17 protein-coding genes are annotated in these 18163 nt (G+C 61.2%); 5 read left to right on the top strand and 12 right to left on the bottom strand.

Annotated features, from left to right (window positions below):
- Positions 1 to 54: 54 nt before the first annotated feature.
- The 5 genes from ACINK1_RS02285 to tesB form a co-directional block, all read right to left on the bottom strand.
- Positions 55 to 2517: a DNA translocase FtsK gene (locus ACINK1_RS02285; RefSeq protein ID WP_376801683.1), complete on the bottom strand. Its 2463-nt coding sequence runs from the start codon at positions 2515 to 2517 to the stop codon at positions 55 to 57.
- A gap of 10 nt (positions 2518 to 2527) precedes the next feature.
- A complete protein-coding gene (locus ACINK1_RS02280) occupies positions 2528 to 3718 on the bottom strand; it encodes an aminotransferase class I/II-fold pyridoxal phosphate-dependent enzyme (protein ID WP_376801684.1) in 1191 nt (396 codons plus the stop codon).
- Between the two features lie 158 nt (positions 3719 to 3876).
- Entirely contained in the window at positions 3877 to 5352 is a 1476-nt protein-coding gene (locus tag ACINK1_RS02275) for an ammonium transporter (protein ID WP_376801810.1), read from the bottom strand.
- Positions 5353 to 5402: 50 nt separating this feature from the next.
- Positions 5403 to 5741, bottom strand: coding sequence for a P-II family nitrogen regulator (locus tag ACINK1_RS02270; protein ID WP_376801685.1), 339 nt, complete (start codon positions 5739 to 5741; stop codon positions 5403 to 5405).
- Positions 5742 to 5977: 236 nt separating this feature from the next.
- A complete protein-coding gene (gene tesB, locus ACINK1_RS02265; RefSeq protein ID WP_376801686.1) occupies positions 5978 to 6865 on the bottom strand; it encodes an acyl-CoA thioesterase II in 888 nt (295 codons plus the stop codon).
- Here tesB and ACINK1_RS02260 point away from each other — a divergent pair.
- The gene (locus tag ACINK1_RS02260) at positions 6864 to 8183 is read left to right on the top strand and encodes a ubiquinone biosynthesis hydroxylase (RefSeq protein WP_376801687.1); all 1320 of its coding nucleotides are present in this window, start codon (positions 6864 to 6866) and stop codon (positions 8181 to 8183) included. The two genes, tesB and ACINK1_RS02260, sit on opposite strands and share 2 nt — an antisense overlap.
- On the opposite strand, the gene ACINK1_RS02255 is transcribed toward ACINK1_RS02260, so the two are convergent.
- From ACINK1_RS02255 to ACINK1_RS02230, 6 genes are all read right to left on the bottom strand, one after another.
- Entirely contained in the window at positions 8180 to 8374 is a 195-nt protein-coding gene (locus tag ACINK1_RS02255; protein ID WP_376801688.1) for a Trm112 family protein, read from the bottom strand. The two genes, ACINK1_RS02260 and ACINK1_RS02255, sit on opposite strands and share 4 nt — an antisense overlap.
- 26 nt (positions 8375 to 8400) lie before the next feature.
- Positions 8401 to 9072, bottom strand: coding sequence for an LON peptidase substrate-binding domain-containing protein (locus ACINK1_RS02250; RefSeq protein ID WP_376801689.1), 672 nt, complete (start codon positions 9070 to 9072; stop codon positions 8401 to 8403).
- 16 nt (positions 9073 to 9088) lie between these two features.
- Positions 9089 to 9991, bottom strand: a complete 903-nt coding sequence (gene trxA / locus ACINK1_RS02245; RefSeq protein WP_376801690.1) for a thioredoxin — start codon at positions 9989 to 9991, stop codon at positions 9089 to 9091.
- 108 nt (positions 9992 to 10099) lie between these two features.
- A complete protein-coding gene (locus ACINK1_RS02240; RefSeq protein WP_376801691.1) occupies positions 10100 to 10594 on the bottom strand; it encodes a prolyl-tRNA synthetase associated domain-containing protein in 495 nt (164 codons plus the stop codon).
- Between the two features lie 128 nt (positions 10595 to 10722).
- Complete coding sequence (acs, locus tag ACINK1_RS02235; RefSeq protein ID WP_376801692.1) at positions 10723 to 12675, bottom strand: acetate--CoA ligase; 1953 nt, start codon at positions 12673 to 12675, stop codon at positions 10723 to 10725.
- Between the two features lie 176 nt (positions 12676 to 12851).
- On the bottom strand, positions 12852 to 13448 hold the full coding sequence (locus ACINK1_RS02230) for a GyrI-like domain-containing protein (RefSeq protein WP_376801693.1): 597 nt from the start codon (positions 13446 to 13448) through the stop codon (positions 12852 to 12854).
- Positions 13449 to 13481: 33 nt separating this feature from the next.
- Here ACINK1_RS02230 and dapF point away from each other — a divergent pair, with 33 nt between their 5' ends.
- The 3 genes from dapF to ftsY are packed head-to-tail and all read left to right on the top strand — an operon-like array spanning position 13482 to position 16600.
- Entirely contained in the window at positions 13482 to 14423 is a 942-nt protein-coding gene (gene dapF / locus ACINK1_RS02225; RefSeq protein WP_376801695.1) for a diaminopimelate epimerase, read from the top strand.
- A gap of 3 nt (positions 14424 to 14426) precedes the next feature.
- Entirely contained in the window at positions 14427 to 15668 is a 1242-nt protein-coding gene (gene mtaB, locus ACINK1_RS02220; protein WP_376801696.1) for a tRNA (N(6)-L-threonylcarbamoyladenosine(37)-C(2))-methylthiotransferase MtaB, read from the top strand.
- A complete protein-coding gene (gene ftsY, locus ACINK1_RS02215) occupies positions 15662 to 16600 on the top strand; it encodes a signal recognition particle-docking protein FtsY (RefSeq protein ID WP_376801697.1) in 939 nt (312 codons plus the stop codon). The genes mtaB and ftsY overlap by 7 nt, the downstream gene beginning before the upstream one ends.
- Here ftsY and ACINK1_RS02210 read toward each other — a convergent pair.
- On the bottom strand, positions 16597 to 17292 hold the full coding sequence (locus ACINK1_RS02210) for a fumarylacetoacetate hydrolase family protein (protein WP_376801698.1): 696 nt from the start codon (positions 17290 to 17292) through the stop codon (positions 16597 to 16599). The two genes, ftsY and ACINK1_RS02210, sit on opposite strands and share 4 nt — an antisense overlap.
- Before the next feature lie 76 nt (positions 17293 to 17368).
- On the opposite strand from ACINK1_RS02210, the gene ACINK1_RS02205 reads away from it, so the two are divergent.
- The gene (locus tag ACINK1_RS02205; protein ID WP_376801700.1) at positions 17369 to 17962 is read left to right on the top strand and encodes a septation protein A; all 594 of its coding nucleotides are present in this window, start codon (positions 17369 to 17371) and stop codon (positions 17960 to 17962) included.
- Positions 17963 to 18163: the final 201 nt, after the last annotated feature.

Below are 18163 nucleotides of genomic sequence, written 5' to 3'. Positions count from 1 at the left end.
ATTGAAGTCGTTACGGGCGATTACCGATAGGCCGGTTTCGTGGCGAAGATGAGGCTATTCGTCATCCATCGGCGTGTTCTTCGGGCGCTCGATCAGAATCTCGCGCTTTCCAGTGTGATTGGCGGGTGAGACGATGCCTTCCTTTTCCATGCGTTCCATCAGCGAGGCGGCGCGGTTGTAACCGATCTGGAGGCGTCGCTGAATGTAGGAGGTTGACGCCTTGCCGTCGCGCAGGACGATGGCGATGGCCTGATCGTAAGGATCGGCGCTCTCGCTTTCGCCAAACGCGCCCTTGTCGAAGACAGCGCTGTCGGCTTCCTCCTGCACCAGTTCATCCTCGCGGGTGACGGCATCAAGATAGGATGGCTGACCTTGTGATTTCAGGTGGGTGACAATGCTTTCCACCTCGCCATCGGATACGAAAGGTCCGTGAACACGCGAGATGCGGCCGCCGCCGGCCATGTAAAGCATGTCACCCTGCCCAAGCAGCTGTTCGGCGCCCTGTTCACCCAGAATGGTGCGGCTGTCGATCTTCGACGTGACCTGGAAGGACACGCGAGTGGGGAAATTGGCCTTGATGGTTCCGGTGATGACGTCAACCGAGGGACGCTGGGTTGCCATGATCAGGTGAATGCCGGCCGCACGCGCCATCTGCGCCAGGCGCTGGATCGCGCCTTCGATATCCTTGCCGGCCACCAGCATGAGGTCCGCCATTTCGTCGACGACGACGACAATGTAGGGCAGCGCCTCAAGGTCGAAGGTCTGCTCTTCGAATGTCGGTTGACCGTTATCGGCGTCAAAGCCGGTCTGGACGGTGCGGGTGATGGTTTCGCCCGACACCCGGGCTTCCTCGACACGGGCATTATAGCCGTCGATGTTGCGCACGCCGAGCTTCGACATTTTACGGTAGCGCTCTTCCATTTCGCGTACCGCCCATTTAAGCGCAACAACCGCTTTTTTAGGATCCGTGACGACCGGCGCCAGCAGATGGGGAATGCCGTCATAGACGGACAATTCCAGCATCTTCGGGTCAACCATGATGAGACGGCACTGATCGGGCCGCAAGCGGTAGAGCAGCGACAGGATCATCGTGTTGATGCCGACTGATTTGCCTGATCCCGTGGTCCCGGCGATAAGCAGGTGCGGCATCTTGGCAAGATCGACGATGACCGGCTCGCCGCCGATCGTCTTGCCTAGGCAGAGTGCCAGCCGCGATTTGTTATCCTCGAAATCGCGTGAGGCCATCAGTTCGCGCAGATAAACGGTTTCACGCCGCGCATTCGGCAGCTCGATGCCGATGGCGTTACGGCCGGGGATCACTGCGACACGGGCGGAGATCGCGCTCATCGAGCGGGCAATATCGTCGGCAAGGCCCACCACGCGCGATGATTTGATGCCGGGCGCCGGCTGCAATTCATACAATGTCACGACCGGGCCTGGCCGCACCTGCATGACTTCGCCGCGCACGCCGAAATCGTCGAGCACGCCTTCGAGAATACGGGCATTGCCTTCCAGCGATTCTTCCGAAGGGGCAGCCGCCATGTGACGCTTGGGTTCGGCGAGCAACGCCAGCGGAGGGAGTTCATACTCATTGCCCGCCAGCAGATCAGGTTGCGCCTCCTTGGCGGCACGTCTGCCAGGTTTCAGCGACCGCTTGTTGGCAGCAACGCGCGTTGCGGGCGATTCAGGAAAGGGCGCCTGGATATCAAGCCCTTCGACTTCGATGGCGTCAGGCGGCGCGCTTGCCCCAAACAGGGCAGGTTCGCGACGGTGCTGCGGGGCAGTGTCAATCTCGCTGCGTTGCGATGTCGACTGGCGTTGGTCCAGGCGGCGGGCGACAAACGCCTTTGCCGACAGGAACCAATGGGTCATCAGGCCGAGCGGGCTGAAGCCGGTGTTATGGCTGTCGTCGCCGTCATCCATGTCCTCCACATCGTCGATCGCCGGGGCAATGACCGCACTTGCGTGCAAAAGCGAAAAACCAGCGGCAAGCGCCATGATCGAGGCCAGTCCGGCATCGAAAGCAATGCCAAGACGGGGTGCCAGAGGCGCAGCCAGGGCATTGCGCAACGCATCCCCCACGATACCGCCAAGTCCGCCTGGCAAAGGCCAGCTGGCGGGCACGGGCAGACATGACACCATGGTGGCGGATGCCGCGATGCCGGCAATCCACGCAGCAACGCGGGTCTTTTCCTGATCAAGCCCGCGTTTTGTCAGCAGACGCCACCCCCAGCAGGCAACGGGTATCAACATGACGATGACGCCAAATCCAAGGATCTGGATGAGGAGATCGGCAAGTGCGGCGCCGGGAAAACCGAGCGCGTTGCGAATGGGAGCGGTGGTGGCATGGGTGAAGCTGCGGTCATCGACCGTCCAGGTTGCAAGAGCCAGGAAACAGCCAGCCGTGATGATGAGCAGGGACAGCCCGCCGATTTCCGCTGCCCAGCGTCCGGCAACATCAAGAACGCCATTGGAATAGCGGCGGTTCATTCCATCAACGGTTCGACTGTAGCGCATGAGATTTCCTTTATGGCAGGCAGTCGGCAAGGCGCCCGAGGGCCGTTTCGACGCTGGCAAAATGGTCGACAAGGGCTAGTCGCAGATATCCCGCGCCGGGGTTCGTTCCATCGCCAGCCGGGCTGGCGAGATAGCTGCCGGGAACCACACGTAATCCGGCCTCGCGCCACAGGTTGGCCGCGATCGTCTCGTCATCCCCGAACCGTTTGACGTCCAGCCAGACAAAAAAACCGCCCTCAGGCTGCGTTACGCCAAAGCGGTTGCCCAGCAGACGCTCGGCAAGGGCGAATTTCGCGCGGTACAGGCCACGGTTTTCATCCACATGACGTTCATCACCATAGGCAACCTCGCCGACGGCCTGAACGGGCAAGGGAACCTGCGGACAGGTCACGACACGAAACTCGGTCAGATGATCAAGGAAGTCAGCGTCACCAGCGCAAAATCCCAGCCGCAGACCAGCCAGGTTTGAGCGCTTCGACAGCGAATTAAAGACCACGAGATTGCTGAAGGAGCCGGAGCGCGCGGCAACCTCAAGGCCGCCGGCAGGAGCGAGAGAACTATAGATTTCAGAATAGCATTCGTCGACGAACAGCAAAAAGCCGTGCCGGCGGGCGAGCGCGAGCGCCTGTGCAAGATAATCGCTGCTGGCAATCACGCCCTGAGGATTGGCGGGTGAGCAGATGAAGAGTGCAGCGGTGCGATCGAGAATCGCCGGCTCGAGCGCGGCGAGATCGGGCAGGAAGCCGCTTGCTTCGGATGCGTCCATCAGGCCGATCTTCATGCGTGCGGCCTGAGCTGACGCTGCGTAGGGAGGGTAGTAGGGATTGGGAAGCAGAATATGATCCCGGCCTTTGAGACGTGGCCAGCAGGCGGCAGCAAGCGTTGCCGAGAACAGACCCTCGCGCGAGCCGTTGAGCACGATGATTTGTCGTTCGGGGTCGAGTGTGACGCCGGGATAGCGCCGGGCCGCCCAATCCGCGACGGCCTGACGAAAACCATCGCTGCCGCGCACGCCTGGATAGCGATTGAAATCAGCGGTGTGGCGCGCCAGGACCGGGCCTACAAAATCCGGAACGGCATGGCGCGGCTCGCCGACCGACAAGACAAGCGGAGGCTTGCCGGGAGGGATGCCTGCCAGAAGATCGGCCAGCCGAACGAAGGGCGAGCGGATGGCGGTTGGGCTGTCGGCAGCAGACATCATCACTCACGGGCGGCTTGGTTTGACACGCCTTGCAACCCTAGACGGCCAGGGTTAAGCGGGCTTTAACCACGCCTTGTCGCGGCGACAAAAAAAGGGCTGCAGGGTCAACCGCAGCCCTTGAAGTTCGGATATCTGCTGATATCCGCCGGGAGAAACGATCAGTAATTGTAGGAACGTTCGCCATGCTCGACGATGTCGAGACCTTCGCGCTCCTTGTCCTCGCTGACCCGCAGGCCAACCAGCACATCGGTAATCTTGAAGAGGATGTAGGATCCGATACCCGACCACAGGAGGGTGGCGATGACGGCGGTAAACTGCGCGGTCATCTGGGCGCCGAAGGCGTAAGTCCCCGCATTGGCGTTGGCGTAGTTGGTATAATCGGTGATGCCAACGCCGCCCAGTGACGGATTGACCAGAATGCCGGTTGCAAGGGCGCCAACGATGCCGCCGACGCAATGGATGCCGAAGACATCAAGCGCATCGTCATAGCCAAACTTGTTCTTCACCGTTGAGACGAAGAAGAGACAGATCGGCGAGACGATGAGGCCGAGGAAGAGGGACCCCATCGGCCCAGCATATCCCGATGCCGGTGTCACGGCGACAAGACCGGCGACCGCGCCGGAGGCAAGGCCCAGCAGGGAGGGTTTGCCTTTGCTGGCCCATTCAACCAGCACCCAGCTCAGCGCCGCGCCGCAGGTCGCGACCATGGTGTTGACGAAGGCCAGTGCGGTGGCGCCGTTTGCTTCGAGGTTCGAACCGGCGTTGAAACCAAACCAGCCGACCCACAGCAGCGACGTGCCGATCATGGTCATGGTGAGCGAGTGCGGCGACAACGCATCGCGGCCGTAACCAACCCGCTTGCCGATGACGATGGCACCCACAAGGCCAGCAATCCCGGCATTGATATGGACGACGGTGCCGCCGGCGAAATCAAGGGCGCCAACACCACCCATCCATGGCGCAAGGCCACCATTGAGCCAGCCGATGCTGCCGGTCATTTCCGCCAGCTTGGCCTCGGCGACCTTCTTTGCCTCGGCACCCGCAGCCTCGGCGACTGCCTTGGCGGCCGCAGCGATGTCGTCAGGTGTCACGGTCGCCCACGCCCAATGAGCGATGGGGAGATAGATGAAGGTGACCCACAGGCCGATAAACACCAGAACAGCCGAGAATTTGATGCGCTCGGCAAAGGCACCGACGATGAGAGCCGGGGTGATCATGGCGAACGTCATCTGGAAGACCATGTAGGCGTATTCGGGAACCACGACGCCGTTCGAGAAGGTCGGCACCACCGAATCAGGCGTGATTCCGGCCAGAAACAGCTTGCCGAACCCGCCAATGTAATTTGACAGGCTGCCGCTTGAATCGCCCAGGGCCAGCGAATAGCCATAGACAACCCAGATGACACCGACGAGCGCCACGATGGTCATGACCTGCGTCAATACCGACAGCGCATTCTTGGTGCGCACGAGGCCGCCATAAAAGAGAGCAAGGCCGGGGATCGACATCATCAGCACGAGCGCGCTGCACAGGAGCAGCCAGGCGGTGTCACCCTTGTTGGGGACGATTTTGGCGGCCTGGGCGAACGCCTCTCCCGCGACAGTCAGGGCTGGAAAGAGAATTCCGGCCGTCAGCATCCATTTACTCTTTGTCATTTCGGAAACTCCATGAAGCAAAAGGCGTCGAATCAAAGGGCGTCGCTGTCGGTTTCACCGGTGCGGATGCGGACTGCCTGTTCGAGATTGAAGACAAAAATCTTGCCATCGCCGATCTGGCCGGTCTTGGCGGCTGACGAGATCGCCTCGACGGCTTTGGCGACGAGGGCGCTTGGCGCTGCAATCTCGATTTTGAGCTTGGGCAGGAAGCTCACGGCATATTCGGCGCCGCGATAAATCTCGGTGTGTCCCTTCTGCCGCCCGTAGCCTTTGACTTCGGTGACGGTGAGACCCTGCACACCGATCGCCGTCAAAGCATCGCGGACTTCGTCGAGCTTGAAAGGTTTGATAATGGCCATGATGATCTTCATCATTTTTCTCCCTATGCGATGCGGGTCTGCGGCAGAAATCAGCGCCCTGACGCAGACAACTCCGCACCCGTCATTCAAGGGTCATGCCAAAAGACCAGCCTTCAGCTAAGCTGTTGTTTTTAATTGCTGTTTTTAAACAAGAACGATGTGCGATCAGGCAAGACGACGTGAAATGGCGTCAAAACAGGCATAACTGCCCCGGCAGTGCCGTAAACGCTTCGCCAGTTGGTCACTAATTAGGCATTGCGCATCTGAAAACCATTGTCGCGCCGGCGGATAAGCCCCTCCTGGGCAACCGAGGCCACCAGTGTCCCGTCCTTGCGGAAAATGAGGCCGCGGGAAAAACCGCGCGCGCCATGTGCCGACGGGCTGTCCTGGGCATAAAGAAGCCAATCATCGGCGCGGAAGGGACGATGAAACCACAGGGCATGATCAAGCGAGGCTGGCTGGATGTCCTTCTGAAAAACGGTCTTGCCATGCGGGATGAGTGCCGCATCAAGCAGCGTCATATCCGAGGCATAGGCGAGGACGCATTGATGGATGTGCGGATCGTCAGGGAGCCTGCCGGTGGTGCGGATCCACACGTTGAAACGCCCTTCGGGGTTTTTGACACCCGCATAACGGTTGAATTCGACCGGTTTCAGTTCGATCGGGCGCTCGCGTTCGAAATATGTGCGCACCGGGTCCGGCATCAGGGGCATGACGGTGGCGCGGATTTCGCTTTCATTGGGCAGATCTTCGGGATGAGGCACGTTGGGCATCACCGCCTGATGATCAAAGCCCTCTTCCTCGATATGAAACGAGGTGGTCATGGCGAAAATGGCCTGCCCGTGCTGGATTGCCAGCACGCGGCGTGTGGAGAAACTCTTGCCGTCCCGCAAGCGATCGACTTCATAGATGATCGGCGCCGAAGGATCGCCGGGCAGCATGAAATAGGCGTGCATGGAATGGGGTTGGCGCGGGGTTTCGTCAAAGGTCCGGCAGCAGGCGACCAGTGCCTGCCCGATCACCTGGCCCCCGAAGACGCGCTGCCATCCCACTTGCGGGCTCAAACCGCGGAAGAGGTTGCGTTCGAGGCGCTCTAGGTCAAGGATTGTGAGAAGCTGTTCGACGGCGGAGGACATGGACAAAACCACAAAGGATATTTCGGGGCCACAGGGTGACACGACACCGCGCCGCGCCCGACGTCAAGCGGGGCCTGCGCATGTCAGTGCGGCGCGCCCGCATGTGGTGATCGCCGGCGCGGGCATGGTCGGCCTGTCGCTGGCGCTGGCGCTTCATCAGGCAAGCGGTGGCATTTTCAGGGTGCGGCTGGTTGATCCGGGGTTTGGCAAGCCGCCGCGCACCGATGGCCGGGCGTCGGCGATCGCGGCTGGCGCGCGGCGCATGCTCTGTGAGCTTGGTGCCTGGCCTGAGGCTGCCGACACGCAGGCAATCACCGACATGATCGTCACCGACAGCCGGCTGGATGACGGGGTGCGGCCAACCCTGCTTACTTTTGCCGGCGAAGCGAGCGAGGGCGAGCCGTTTGCCCACATGGTCGAAAACGCCGTTCTCGCCGCACGGCTCACGGCCGCGCTCGCGGCAACCGATGTGGTGCAGCAATCAGGCAGTATTGCCTCTCTGGAGCGCCACCCCTCGCACGTTGATATCCGGCTTGATGATGGTGAGCGTCTGGCGGCGGATGTGGTGCTTGCCTGCGATGGCGCGCGCTCGCGCCTGAGGACTGACGCCGGCATTCGCATGGTTGGCTGGGATTACGACCAATCCGCCATCGTCACCACGCTTCTTCATGACGAGCCGCATCACGGGCGAGCGGAAGAGCATTTTCTCCCCGCCGGGCCTTTTGCCATTCTGCCACTCAATGACGACGCACAAGGGCGCCATCGCTCATCGCTGGTGTGGACAGAAAAAAGCCGGGAGGCGACGCGTCTCATGGCGCTCGATGATGACGGTTTTCATGAGGCGCTTCTCCAACGCTTTGGCCATCATCTGGGACGGGTGCGCGCGGGCGCTCAGCGCTTTTCCTATCCGCTGGCGATGAAGGTGGCGCGGCGCTTCGTTGCCGACCGGCTGGCGCTGGTTGGCGATGCGGCCCACATCATCCATCCGATCGCCGGTCAGGGGCTCAATCTCGGATTTCGGGACGCTGCGGCGCTGACCCAGGTGATGGTCGAGGCTTTTCGGCTGGGAGAGGATTTCGGCAATCTCGCCATCCTCGAGCGCTACGAGCGCTGGCGGCGATTCGACACGCTCGCCATGGGTTTTGCGACCGACGGGCTCAACCGGCTTTTTTCAAACGATATTGGCGTCATTCGTGGTCTTCGCGATCTAGGGCTTGGTATTGTCGATCGTTTGCCACGGCTCAAATCGGTGTTTATCGGCAATGCCTCGGGGCTTGTTGGTGACGTGCCCCGACTGCTCCAGGGGCAGCCGATCTAATCCAGCTTGCGTGCTTCTTCCGGCAGCATGATGGGAATGCCATCGCGGATCGGATAGGCAAGTTTGGCGGACAGCGAGACCAGCTCCTGCGCCTCGCGATTGTAGCGCAGAGTGTCCTTGGTGAGCGGACAGACCAGCAGTTCAAGGAGACGAGGATCGATCTCGGTTTTCGGTGCAGCCATGTCAGTCATCCTCTCGCAGCGTCGGGCGCTGATGTTCAGTTCAGGTTCTGGTTTTCCTCACCGGCCTGGCGGGCCAGTGACATCTCGGTCATCGCCACCAGCATTTCGGCGCGGTTGGCAAGTGTCACCGCCTCAAGCAGAGCCTGTTTTTCGCGCGGACCATAGGGCGCCATCATCGACAGAGCCGTCACCAACGCCTCATTCGGCGCCTGGTCGATGCCCTCCCAGTCCGCTTGCAGATTGTTTGCCTCAAGATAGTGCGAGAAGGTACTCAGCAGGAGCTTGCGATTGACGCTTTCCTCGCCAAGTCGCGGCTGCAGATCGTCGGCAAACCGCTCATAACTGACGCGGCATTGGCGATAGGGAGTCAGCGCAGCCAGTTCCTCGGCGACGTCAAATCGGCATATGCCGGTCAGTGACAGAAGATAGCGGCCATCGCCCGATTCCTGAAAGGCCGTGAGCCGGCCGATGCAGCCAACCGCGCAGAGCGATGGATTGGTGTCGTGCCGGTCGCTGTCGAGGGCCGGCTGGATCATCCCGATCGTGCGATGACCGGCGAGAACGGCATCCACCATGGCGATGTAGCGCTGCTCGAAAATATTCAAAGGCAGATCGCCGCGCGGTAACAGCAGCACGCCGCTCAAGGGAAATACCGGGATGACAGGAGGAAGCTCGTCAATCGTCTGCGCAAGTATATTGATCGGCATTTGCTCTCCCCTTGTGTCAGGAAAAGAGAATGGCCGACAGGCGGCGCCTGCCGTAAAGCGTTGCGTCAGCGTCAAAACCCCAGGCGGCAAAGAACTGCACAAGCTGTTTGCGGGCGGCCTCTTCGTTCCACTCCTTGTCGCGACGCACCAGATCGATGAGATGGTCGACGGCCTCCTCGCGCCTGCCGGCGGCAGCCAGACCAAGCGCCAGGTCAAAGCGCGCCTGATGGTCAAGCGGATTGGCCTCGATGCGCGCAAACAGCGGACCAAGATCACCAAGCGACGCCGTTTTCTCGGCAAGATCGATGGCGGCACGAACGGCGGCAACCGGTGGCTTGTCGAGGTCGGGTTCGGGAATGGTTGCAAGCATGCCTTTTGCCTTGTCGACGTCACCGACCAGCAGATAGGCCTGCGCCAGGCCGGCAAGCGCGCGCACATTCTTGTCGTCGATGGCAAGCGCCTCGGTGAAGGCTTCGACAGCTGCCGCCGCCTCACCATCGGCCAGAAGCGCGTCGCCCGCCTCCAGCGTGTGTTCAATCTCGGAGGGGCCGATGGTGGTGCCCGTCACCTGTTCGATGAACTGCTTGATCTGACTTTCCGGCAGCGCCCCCATGAACCCATCCACCGGACGGCCATCCTTGAAGGCAATGACAGCGGGAATGGATTTGATGCCCATCTGGCCGGGAATGGCCGGGTGCTCGTCGATGTTCATTTTGACGAGTTTGACCTTACCCTGCGCAGCAGCAATGACTTTTTCCAGCACCGGCGTCAGCTGCTTGCACGGCCCGCACCATGGCGCCCAGAAATCGACTAGGACCGGTTGCGCCCGCGATTCCTCAATCACATCAGCGGCGAACGTTTTCGTCGTCGTGTCTTTGATGGCGTTTGCAGGGGTAGCTGGCTGGCTTGGCGTCAACATGGCAGCGGTTTGCTTTCGTTGGTCGGTGCTGACATGGGAATGGCAGCAGAAAAATCAAGGAGGCGGCACTGGCGCCGCCGCTCTGTCCCTCTTCGTTTGCCCCGTTCTTCACACAAGATCAATGGTGCGTGGCTGGTAGCCAAGCCCGTTCAGAAACACCATCAGGTCAACGCGTGCCAGCGTCGTCGTCATGGTGTTGGTCAACGGGTGATAGCTCAGCTGCTCGTGAGTAAGCATGGCAGCGTCGAGCAGCACCGTGACGCGGCGCTCATGATCATTGATGAGGGCAAAGGGCGATACCGACCCTGGCGTGACGCCCAGCACCGCCATCAGCAAATCCGGCTTGCCGAAGGACAGCCGCTTGCAGCCCACGCGCTTGTGAAGCTGGTTCAGTGTGATGACCGCGTCTTCGAGGGCGACGAGCAGAAACAACGCGCCCTTCTCGTCTTTCAGAAAGAGATTCTTGCAATGACCGCCGGGGATGTTGCCGCGCAGGCGCTGACTGTCCTCCACGGTAAAGAGCGCGGGATGGGTGACGGTGGTGGTCTTTATGCCCTGGCGGGCAAGTTCGGCCAGAAGGTCTTCAGGAGTAAAAGATTTCACCCTGGTCCTCATCCTCGCGGTTGTCGCATGGTGTGCAGCCAGCGAGCGTCGTTTTCACGATCAATGATGGAAAACGCCGCACGATATCGCGCACGGCGCTTCCCCGCCTTCCTGCATGCGGTTTTGTATCAACCAGCCTTTTGCTGCCGGTTCTGACGATTGGCGATGAGGTCATCGACGACGGCAGGATCGGCCAGCGTCGAGGTATCACCCAGGCTGCCGAACTCGTCCTCGGCGATCTTGCGCAGGATGCGGCGCATGATCTTGCCCGAGCGCGTCTTGGGCAGGCCGGGGGCGAACTGGATGAGGTCGGGCGAGGCGATGGGGCCGATTTCCTTGCGCACCCAGCCGATCAGCTCCTTGCGCAACTCCTCGGTTGGCGTTTCGCCCGCATTCAGCATGACATAAGCGTAGATGCCCTGCCCCTTGATGTTGTGCGGATAGCCGACGACGGCGGCTTCCGCCACTTTGGGGTGCGCGACGAGGGCCGATTCTACTTCCGCTGTGCCCATGCGGTGGCCGGAGACGTTGATGACGTCATCAACGCGGCCCGTGATCCAGTAATAGCCATCAGCATCGCGCCTGCAGCCATCGCCGGTGAAATACTTGCCGGGATAGGTCTTGAAATAAGTGTCAATGAAGCGCTGGTGATCACCATAAACCGTGCGCATCTGGCCCGGCCAGCTTTCGGCAATCACCAGATTGCCCTCGCAGGCGCCCTCCTGCACGACGCCGGCGGCGTCAACGATCTGTGGCACGACGCCGAAGAAGGGGCGGGTGGCCGAGCCTGGCTTCAGGGCGGTTGCGCCGGGCAGCGGGGTGATGAGAATTCCGCCGGTTTCCGTCTGCCACCAGGTGTCGACAATCGGACATTTTTCGTTGCCGACCACGCGATAATACCACTCCCAGGCTTCCGGATTGATCGGCTCGCCCACCGAACCCAACAGCCGCAGCGAGGTGCGTGACGTCGTCTTTACCAGGTCTTCGCCGAGCGCCATCAGGGCGCGGATGGCGGTAGGCGCGGTATAGAAGATATTGACCTTCCATTTGTCGATGACCTGCCAGAAGCGCGAGCCGTCGGGATAGTTGGGAATGCCCTCGAACATCAGGGTGGTGGCGCCGTTGGCGAGCGGTCCGTAGACGATGTAGGAATGGCCTGTGACCCAGCCGACATCGGCCGTGCACCAGTAGATATCGCCTGGCTGATAGTCGAAGACATATTGATGGGTCATGGAGGCGTAGGCGAGATAGCCCGCTGATGTATGCAGGGCGCCCTTGGGCTTGCCGGTGGAGCCGGATGTATAGAGGATAAACAGCGGATCCTCGGCGTTCATCGCCGCTGGCGGGCAGTGATCAGCGACACTGTGGACGGCTTCATGATACCAGACGTCGCGGCCCTCCTGCATCGCAACCTTGCCGCCGGTGCGCCGCACGACCAGCACCTTCTCGACGCTCGGGCACTTGGCGACCGCCTCGTCGCAATTGATCTTCAGCGGCACCTTGCGCCCGCCACGCAAGCCCTCATCGGCGGTGATGACCAGCTTCGAGCTTGCATCATCGATGCGGTTTGCGAGGCTGTCGGGTGAGAAGCCACCAAAGACGACGGAATGAATCGCCCCGATCCGGGCGCAGGCAAGCATCGCGTAGGCCGCTTCCGGGATCATCGGCAGGTAAAGCGTGACGCGGTCGCCCTTGCGCGCGCCCAGCGCCAGCAGGACGTTGGCGAATTTGTTCACATGAGCGTAAAGTTCACGGTAGGTGATGGTTTGTGAATCTTTCGGGTCGTCACCCTCCCAGATGATGGCAATCTGATCGCCGCGCTTGTCGAGATGGCGATCAATACAGTTGGCGGCAACGTTGAGGGTTCCATCCTCAAACCATTTCACCATGACGTCAGCGCTATTGTAATCGGCGTTGCGGACCTTGGTGTAAGGCTTGATCCAGTCAAGCCGCTTGCCATGCTCGCCCCAGAAGCCGTTGGGGTCATCGACCGAGCGGCGATACATCTCGAGATATGACTTGTTGTCGATGAAAGCGCGCTGCGCCCACTCCTTGCTGACCGCGTAGATTTTTTCGGACATGATTGTTCCCACCCTATTACCGCATTTTATCAGGCGACTTTGGACGATCCGGCTAGCGTCTGGAAATTAGCATAAAGGCGGTTTGGCGCAGCAACAACCTACTACCATCGTCTAGGGTCGGGACCCGTAGGGTGTTGTTGCGGTGGTTTGCGTTCGCCGCAGGGTCACAGCAAGGTCTATCGCTTCATGGCGATGATTTCGACGGTGCCTGCTCCGCCACCGACGGAAATCTCGCCCATGTAGCGCTCGATCACCACATCCTCGATGGCGATATCGCGATCCTCGATGAAGGATGACAATTCGTCATAGGTGGCATCGATATCATCATAATCGCCGTGATGGATGATGCGCACCGCTTGCCCGTACGGCGTGGTTGTCAGGCCAAGACCCGGGGGAATAGTGGCGGGGCGTTCACTGAGGGGGACCATAATCTCGACGCTGAAGCTGGTGGTTGCCAGCTGGTCGAACACCGCCATTGCCGGGCCGGCGGGGGCGATGCCCGCCTCGTTCAATGACTTTGCCATCTCGCGCAGGCGTTTGGCGACGAGATCCTGCAGGCGCCGTGTGTCGCCGGTGAGCCTGGTTGACAATGCCGGCACTGCGGCGAGCGTGACTTCGTCAACCTCAAGATCATTGGGCGAGTTTCCCAGGGGTTGCGCGCGTTCGATGATGGTCGACGAGGCGGGTGGTGCGACCGGGACCGTTTCAACGCCCGATTGGGCAAGCGCTACGCCTGCCGCCAGTAAACATCCGAGAGCTACAACAACGCGCATGCCTGTTATCCCGATGATGATCCGCCACTCTACATGCGCCCGTGGCGGGAACATGTCGAGACGGCCCTTCCAGCCGGAACGCTTTCGGCCTATATGGGCGCGATGAGCACGCTCAACGGTAGGCCGTTCCGAAAAATGAACGGGCTTGGCAATGATTTCGTTATTTTCGACGGACGCGCGCACCCGATAACGGTGACGTCGGACGAAGCGCGCGCCATTGCTGATCGGACAACCGGCATCGGCTGCGATCAATTGATCGTGCTTGAGCCCTCACCCGCGGGCGCTGATGTCTTCATGCGCATTTACAATGCTGACGGGTCGCAGGTTGCCGCCTGCGGGAATGCCACACGCTGCGTCGCCCGTATAGTCATCCAGGCAAGCGGCAAGCCTCAGGTGGCGATCGAGACCAAGGCCGGGCTCCTCACCGCCAGCGCAGGCGGCGGGGATATCGTGACCGTTGATATGGGTGTGCCGCGCCTGGCGTGGAACGACATCCCGCTCTCCGAGATGTTTCACGACACGCGCACCATCGAATTGCAGGTGGGGCCGATCGATGCGCCGCTCATTCATTCACCGAGCGCGGTCAACATGGGCAATCCGCATGTTATTTTCTTCGTTGATGATCTGAATATCGTTGATCTCGCCAAGGTCGGGCCGATGCTCGAGCATCATCCGCTCTTTCCCGAGCGCGCGAATATTTCACTGGCGCATGTCGTGGCGCACGATCAGGTGGAGCTCGTGGTGTGGGAGCGTGGCGCCGGGCTGACGAAGGCCTGCGGCACGGCTGCCTGCGCTGTGGTGGTTGCGGGTGTCAGGCGGCGCCTTCTCGACCGGGTGTGCGATGTCCATCTGCCCGGCGGCACTCTCTCCATCGAATGGCGGGCGGATGACAGTCACGTGCTGATGAGCGGGCCGAGTGCGCTCGAATTCGAAGGCGAGATCAGCGCCCGGCACCTCCAGGGCGCGGCGGCCTGAGGGATGAGTGACACAATCGAGGTCGCGACCTTCGGATGTCGCGTCAATATCGCTGAATCGGAAATCATCAGGCAGCAGGCAGCGGCAAGCGGGCTCGGGGCCGCCTATATCGTCAATTCGTGCGCGGTGACGGGCGAGGCCGTCCGTCAGGCCCGCCAGTCCATCCGCCGGGCCTTCCGCGCCGATCCGCACCGCCCGATCATCGTCACCGGCTGCGCGGCGCAGATCGAGCCGGCGACATTCGCCGCCATGCCGGAAGTGGCGCGGGTGATCGGCAACCGCGACAAGCTTGTGGCTGATACCTACCGCCCGGCTGCAACGCAGCGGGTGAGTGTCAGCGATGTATTTGGCGCTCACCAGATGAAGGCGCCGGTGCTGTCGCGCATCGCCGGCCATACGCGCGGCTTCGTGCAGGTGCAATCAGGTTGCGACCATCGTTGCACATTCTGTGTCATCCCTTTCGGGCGCGGCGCCTCGCAGTCGCTGGCGCCGGACACGGTCGTTGCCGCGGTTCGCCGTTTCGTCGCGGCAGGCGCGCGCGAGGTGGTCCTGACGGGCATAGACCTTGCGTCCTACGGCGAACATGGCGGCAGCATGCGGCTGGGTGATCTCGTCCGCCACATTCTTGCGGCTTGCCCCGATCTGCCGCGCCTGCGCCTGTCCTCGCTCGACTGCATCGATATTGACGCGCAGCTGATCGCCCTTTTCGGCGCGGAAGAACGCCTGATGCCAAGTCTGCATCTGTCGCTGCAATCAGGCGCTGATCTTATCCTGAAGCGCATGAGGCGGCGGCATGGGCGCAATGATGCCATCGCCCTGTGTCAAACTCTGAAGCACCGCCGGCCGGAGCTGGTGATCTCGGCTGACATCATTGCTGGCTTTCCTACAGAAACAGATGAGCATTTCGCTCAATCGCTGGCGCTGATCGATGAGTGTGTACTTGACCGGGTGCATGCCTTTGCCTATTCGCCGCGCCCGGGCACGCCGGCAGCGCGCATGCCGCAGGTGAGCGCTGGCATCATCAAGGAGCGGGCGGCCCGCCTCAGATCGGCTGGTGATGCGGCGTGGCGGGCTTGTCTTGCGCGCCATGTCGGCAGTGAGCAACACGTCCTGGCTGAGCGCGGCGGCATCGCGCGCACAAGAGGCGGTCTACCGGTTGCGTCAATGGCCGGACCCGGCACGCTCACCACCATGCGCATCACCGGTCATGACGGCATCCAGCTGCGGGGCATCGCCACATGCTGACGCCGCGCTCCTGGTGGCAGCGCCTCAAACAGGGGCTGTCTAAAAGTTCAAGCCGGCTAACCGACGGCATCCAGCGCATCTTCGGCGGACGACGCATCGATGCGGCTACCCTTGATGATCTGGAAGACGTGCTGATCGAAGCCGATATGGGGGTCGAGACGGCGGCGGCGATCACGGCTGCGTTGAAGCGCGAGCGCCTTGAAGGCGAGGTGACGCCGCTTGCTGCCAAGCGCCTGCTGGTACGCGAGATCGCCGCGAGGCTCGAGCCGGTTGCCAGACCGCTGCTTATTGACCCCGCACTGAAACCGCATGTGGTGCTGATGGTTGGCGTCAACGGCACAGGCAAGACAACGACGATCGGCAAGCTTGCCGCCCAGCTGCGCAGTCAGAAGCGGCATGTGGTGATCGCAGCTGGCGATACGTTCCGGGCGGCTGCCGTCGAGCAGCTCAAGGTCTGGGGGCAGCGCACTGGCGCGGAAGTGATCGCGCTTTCGCAGGGCGGCGATCCCGCAGCGCTGGCGCATGAAGCCTATACGAAAGCGCGTGCGCAGGCAGCCGATGTATTGCTGATCGACACCGCTGGACGGCTTCAGAACAAGTCGGGGTTGATGGCGGAGCTGGAAAAGATCGTCCGTGTGCTGAAAAAGCTCGACCCCCTCGTGCCGCACAGCGTGCTGCTGACGCTTGATGCGACCACCGGGCAGAATGCTCTGTCTCAGGTGGAGCTATTCACCAAGGTCGCGGGTGTCACGGGTCTCGTTATGACCAAGCTTGACGGGACGGCGCGCGGCGGCATTCTGGTGGCACTTGCCGCCCGCTTTGCCCTGCCCGTGCATTTCATCGGCGTTGGCGAACAGATCGAGGATCTCGAACCCTTCGAGGCGCAGGCGTTCGCCCGCGCCCTCGTCGGCCTCGACGAGGCTGAGGGTTAAACCACTTTCAGGCTGATCGCCGACAGGCCCTCGACCTCGCCCAGCATGACATTGCCAGCAACCACCGGGCCAACACCCTCGGGCGTGCCGGCGAAGATGATATCGCCGGGGAACAGCTCGTAATAGCGCGACAGATGGGCGATCTGTTCGGCGACATTCCATGTCATCGCCGAGAGATCGGAATTCTGCCTGATCACGCCGTCAACCGATATGCGGATAAAGCCCTTGAGCGGATGACCGATCCTGGCTGCTGGATGGATGAGACCGATCGGGCCGGAATGATCAGCGCTCTTGCCGATTTCCCATGGCTTCTTGGCGTCGCCCATCTGGCGCTGGAGATCGCGCCGCGTCATATCAAGCCCAACTGCATAGCCAAACACATGATCAAGCGCTGCTTCGACGGCGATATTCCTGCCGCCCTTGGACAGGCAGGCGACGATTTCGATCTCGAAGTGGTAATTGGCGGTCAGCGGCGGATAGGGATGATCAACCGTGACGCCGGGCGGGCAATATTGCAGACAATCGGCGGCCTTGTTGAAGAAAAACGGCGGCTCGCGATCATCATTGCCGAATTCCCGGGCATGGGCGGCATAATTGCGCCCGACGCAATAGACACGGCGCACCGGAAAATGTTCGGGCCGGCCCTCAACAGGGATGGTGATGGCGGGAATATCAAACAGGGTGGCCGTCATGAAACGCCTCTTTGCCAAAGTTTTGGTTGGCAGCTTGTGCCATGCAGGCTATGCGGCGGCTAGAGGAAAAGAAACCATGAGTGATCTTCCCCCAGCCGCCCAGCGCCCGCCGCTGGCGCCTGTCATGCGCCTTGTGCTGGAGCTTGGGCCGCTGGTCGTTTTCTTTTTTGCCAATCAGCGAGCAGGGATTTTCACCGCGACGCTGTCCTTCATGGCAGCGATGGCGGTGTCCATGCTGACGATGTGGATCATGGCGCGGCGCGTGCCGCTCATGCCGCTTATTTCCGGCGCGATGGTGATGATCTTCGGCGGGCTGACGCTCTATTTCAACGATGACGGCTTCATCAAGCTAAAACCCACCATCGTCAATCTGCTCTTTTCGGGTGCGCTGTTTGCCGGGCTTGCCCTGCGCCACAACCTGCTGCCGATTGTTTTTGACGGGGTGTTGTCGTTGAGCGAACAGGGCTGGCGCCAGCTCACCTGGCGCTGGGCGTTCTTCTTTCTGGTGCTGGCGGGTCTCAATGAAGTGGTCTGGCGTTCCTTCACGACTGACATTTGGGTAGCGTTCAAAGTATGGGGTGTGATGCCGCTCACTTTTATATTTGCCCTGGGGCAATTGCCGTTGATCTCGCGCACGGGTATCGCGGTGCCAGATGAAAAACCCGACTAAAGGAAAACACCAGCGAAACATGTCCATTTCGCCACGTGCCGAAGCACCCTGCCGGGTACGGACGCGGCAAACCGGCCGCCTGCCACCATCGGCTATTTGACACCCCCGCGTCTCGCGCACTATAAGCCAGCCTTCTTCGCCGGCTCTGCTTGAAGCCGCCGACCGGGAGTGCGCTCCCGGAGGTCAACGCCCGACAGCGCG

Origin of the sequence: Raskinella chloraquaticus (SeqCode) (genome assembly GCF_021731865.1) — a bacterium.
Classification (GTDB): Bacteria; Pseudomonadota; Alphaproteobacteria; order Rhizobiales; family UBA4765; genus Raskinella; species Raskinella chloraquaticus.
The sequence above is the reverse complement of the archived record's forward strand: the minus strand, read 5'-3'. Positions and strand labels throughout refer to the sequence as shown.

Bases quoted from the DNA above. Each gene is read 5' to 3' on its own strand.
- ACINK1_RS02285 (WP_376801683.1), bottom strand. From the start codon at position 2,517: ATGCGCTACAGTCGAACCGTTGATGGAATGAACCGCCGCTATTCCAAT.
- ACINK1_RS02280 (WP_376801684.1), bottom strand. From the start codon at position 3,718: ATGATGTCTGCTGCCGACAGCCCAACCGCCATCCGCTCGCCCTTCGTT.
- ACINK1_RS02275 (WP_376801810.1), bottom strand. From the start codon at position 5,352: ATGCTGACGGCCGGAATTCTCTTTCCAGCCCTGACTGTCGCGGGAGAG.
- ACINK1_RS02270 (WP_376801685.1), bottom strand. From the start codon at position 5,741: ATGAAGATCATCATGGCCATTATCAAACCTTTCAAGCTCGACGAAGTC.
- ACINK1_RS02260 (WP_376801687.1), top strand. From the start codon at position 6,864: ATGGACAAAACCACAAAGGATATTTCGGGGCCACAGGGTGACACGACA.
- tesB (WP_376801686.1), bottom strand. From the start codon at position 6,865: ATGTCCTCCGCCGTCGAACAGCTTCTCACAATCCTTGACCTAGAGCGC.
- ACINK1_RS02255 (WP_376801688.1), bottom strand. From the start codon at position 8,374: ATGACTGACATGGCTGCACCGAAAACCGAGATCGATCCTCGTCTCCTT.
- ACINK1_RS02250 (WP_376801689.1), bottom strand. From the start codon at position 9,072: ATGCCGATCAATATACTTGCGCAGACGATTGACGAGCTTCCTCCTGTC.
- trxA (WP_376801690.1), bottom strand. From the start codon at position 9,991: ATGTTGACGCCAAGCCAGCCAGCTACCCCTGCAAACGCCATCAAAGAC.
- acs (WP_376801692.1), bottom strand. From the start codon at position 12,675: ATGTCCGAAAAAATCTACGCGGTCAGCAAGGAGTGGGCGCAGCGCGCT.
- ACINK1_RS02230 (WP_376801693.1), bottom strand. From the start codon at position 13,448: ATGCGCGTTGTTGTAGCTCTCGGATGTTTACTGGCGGCAGGCGTAGCG.
- dapF (WP_376801695.1), top strand. From the start codon at position 13,482: ATGCGCCCGTGGCGGGAACATGTCGAGACGGCCCTTCCAGCCGGAACG.
- mtaB (WP_376801696.1), top strand. From the start codon at position 14,427: ATGAGTGACACAATCGAGGTCGCGACCTTCGGATGTCGCGTCAATATC.
- ftsY (WP_376801697.1), top strand. From the start codon at position 15,662: ATGCTGACGCCGCGCTCCTGGTGGCAGCGCCTCAAACAGGGGCTGTCT.
- ACINK1_RS02210 (WP_376801698.1), bottom strand. From the start codon at position 17,292: ATGACGGCCACCCTGTTTGATATTCCCGCCATCACCATCCCTGTTGAG.
- ACINK1_RS02205 (WP_376801700.1), top strand. From the start codon at position 17,369: ATGAGTGATCTTCCCCCAGCCGCCCAGCGCCCGCCGCTGGCGCCTGTC.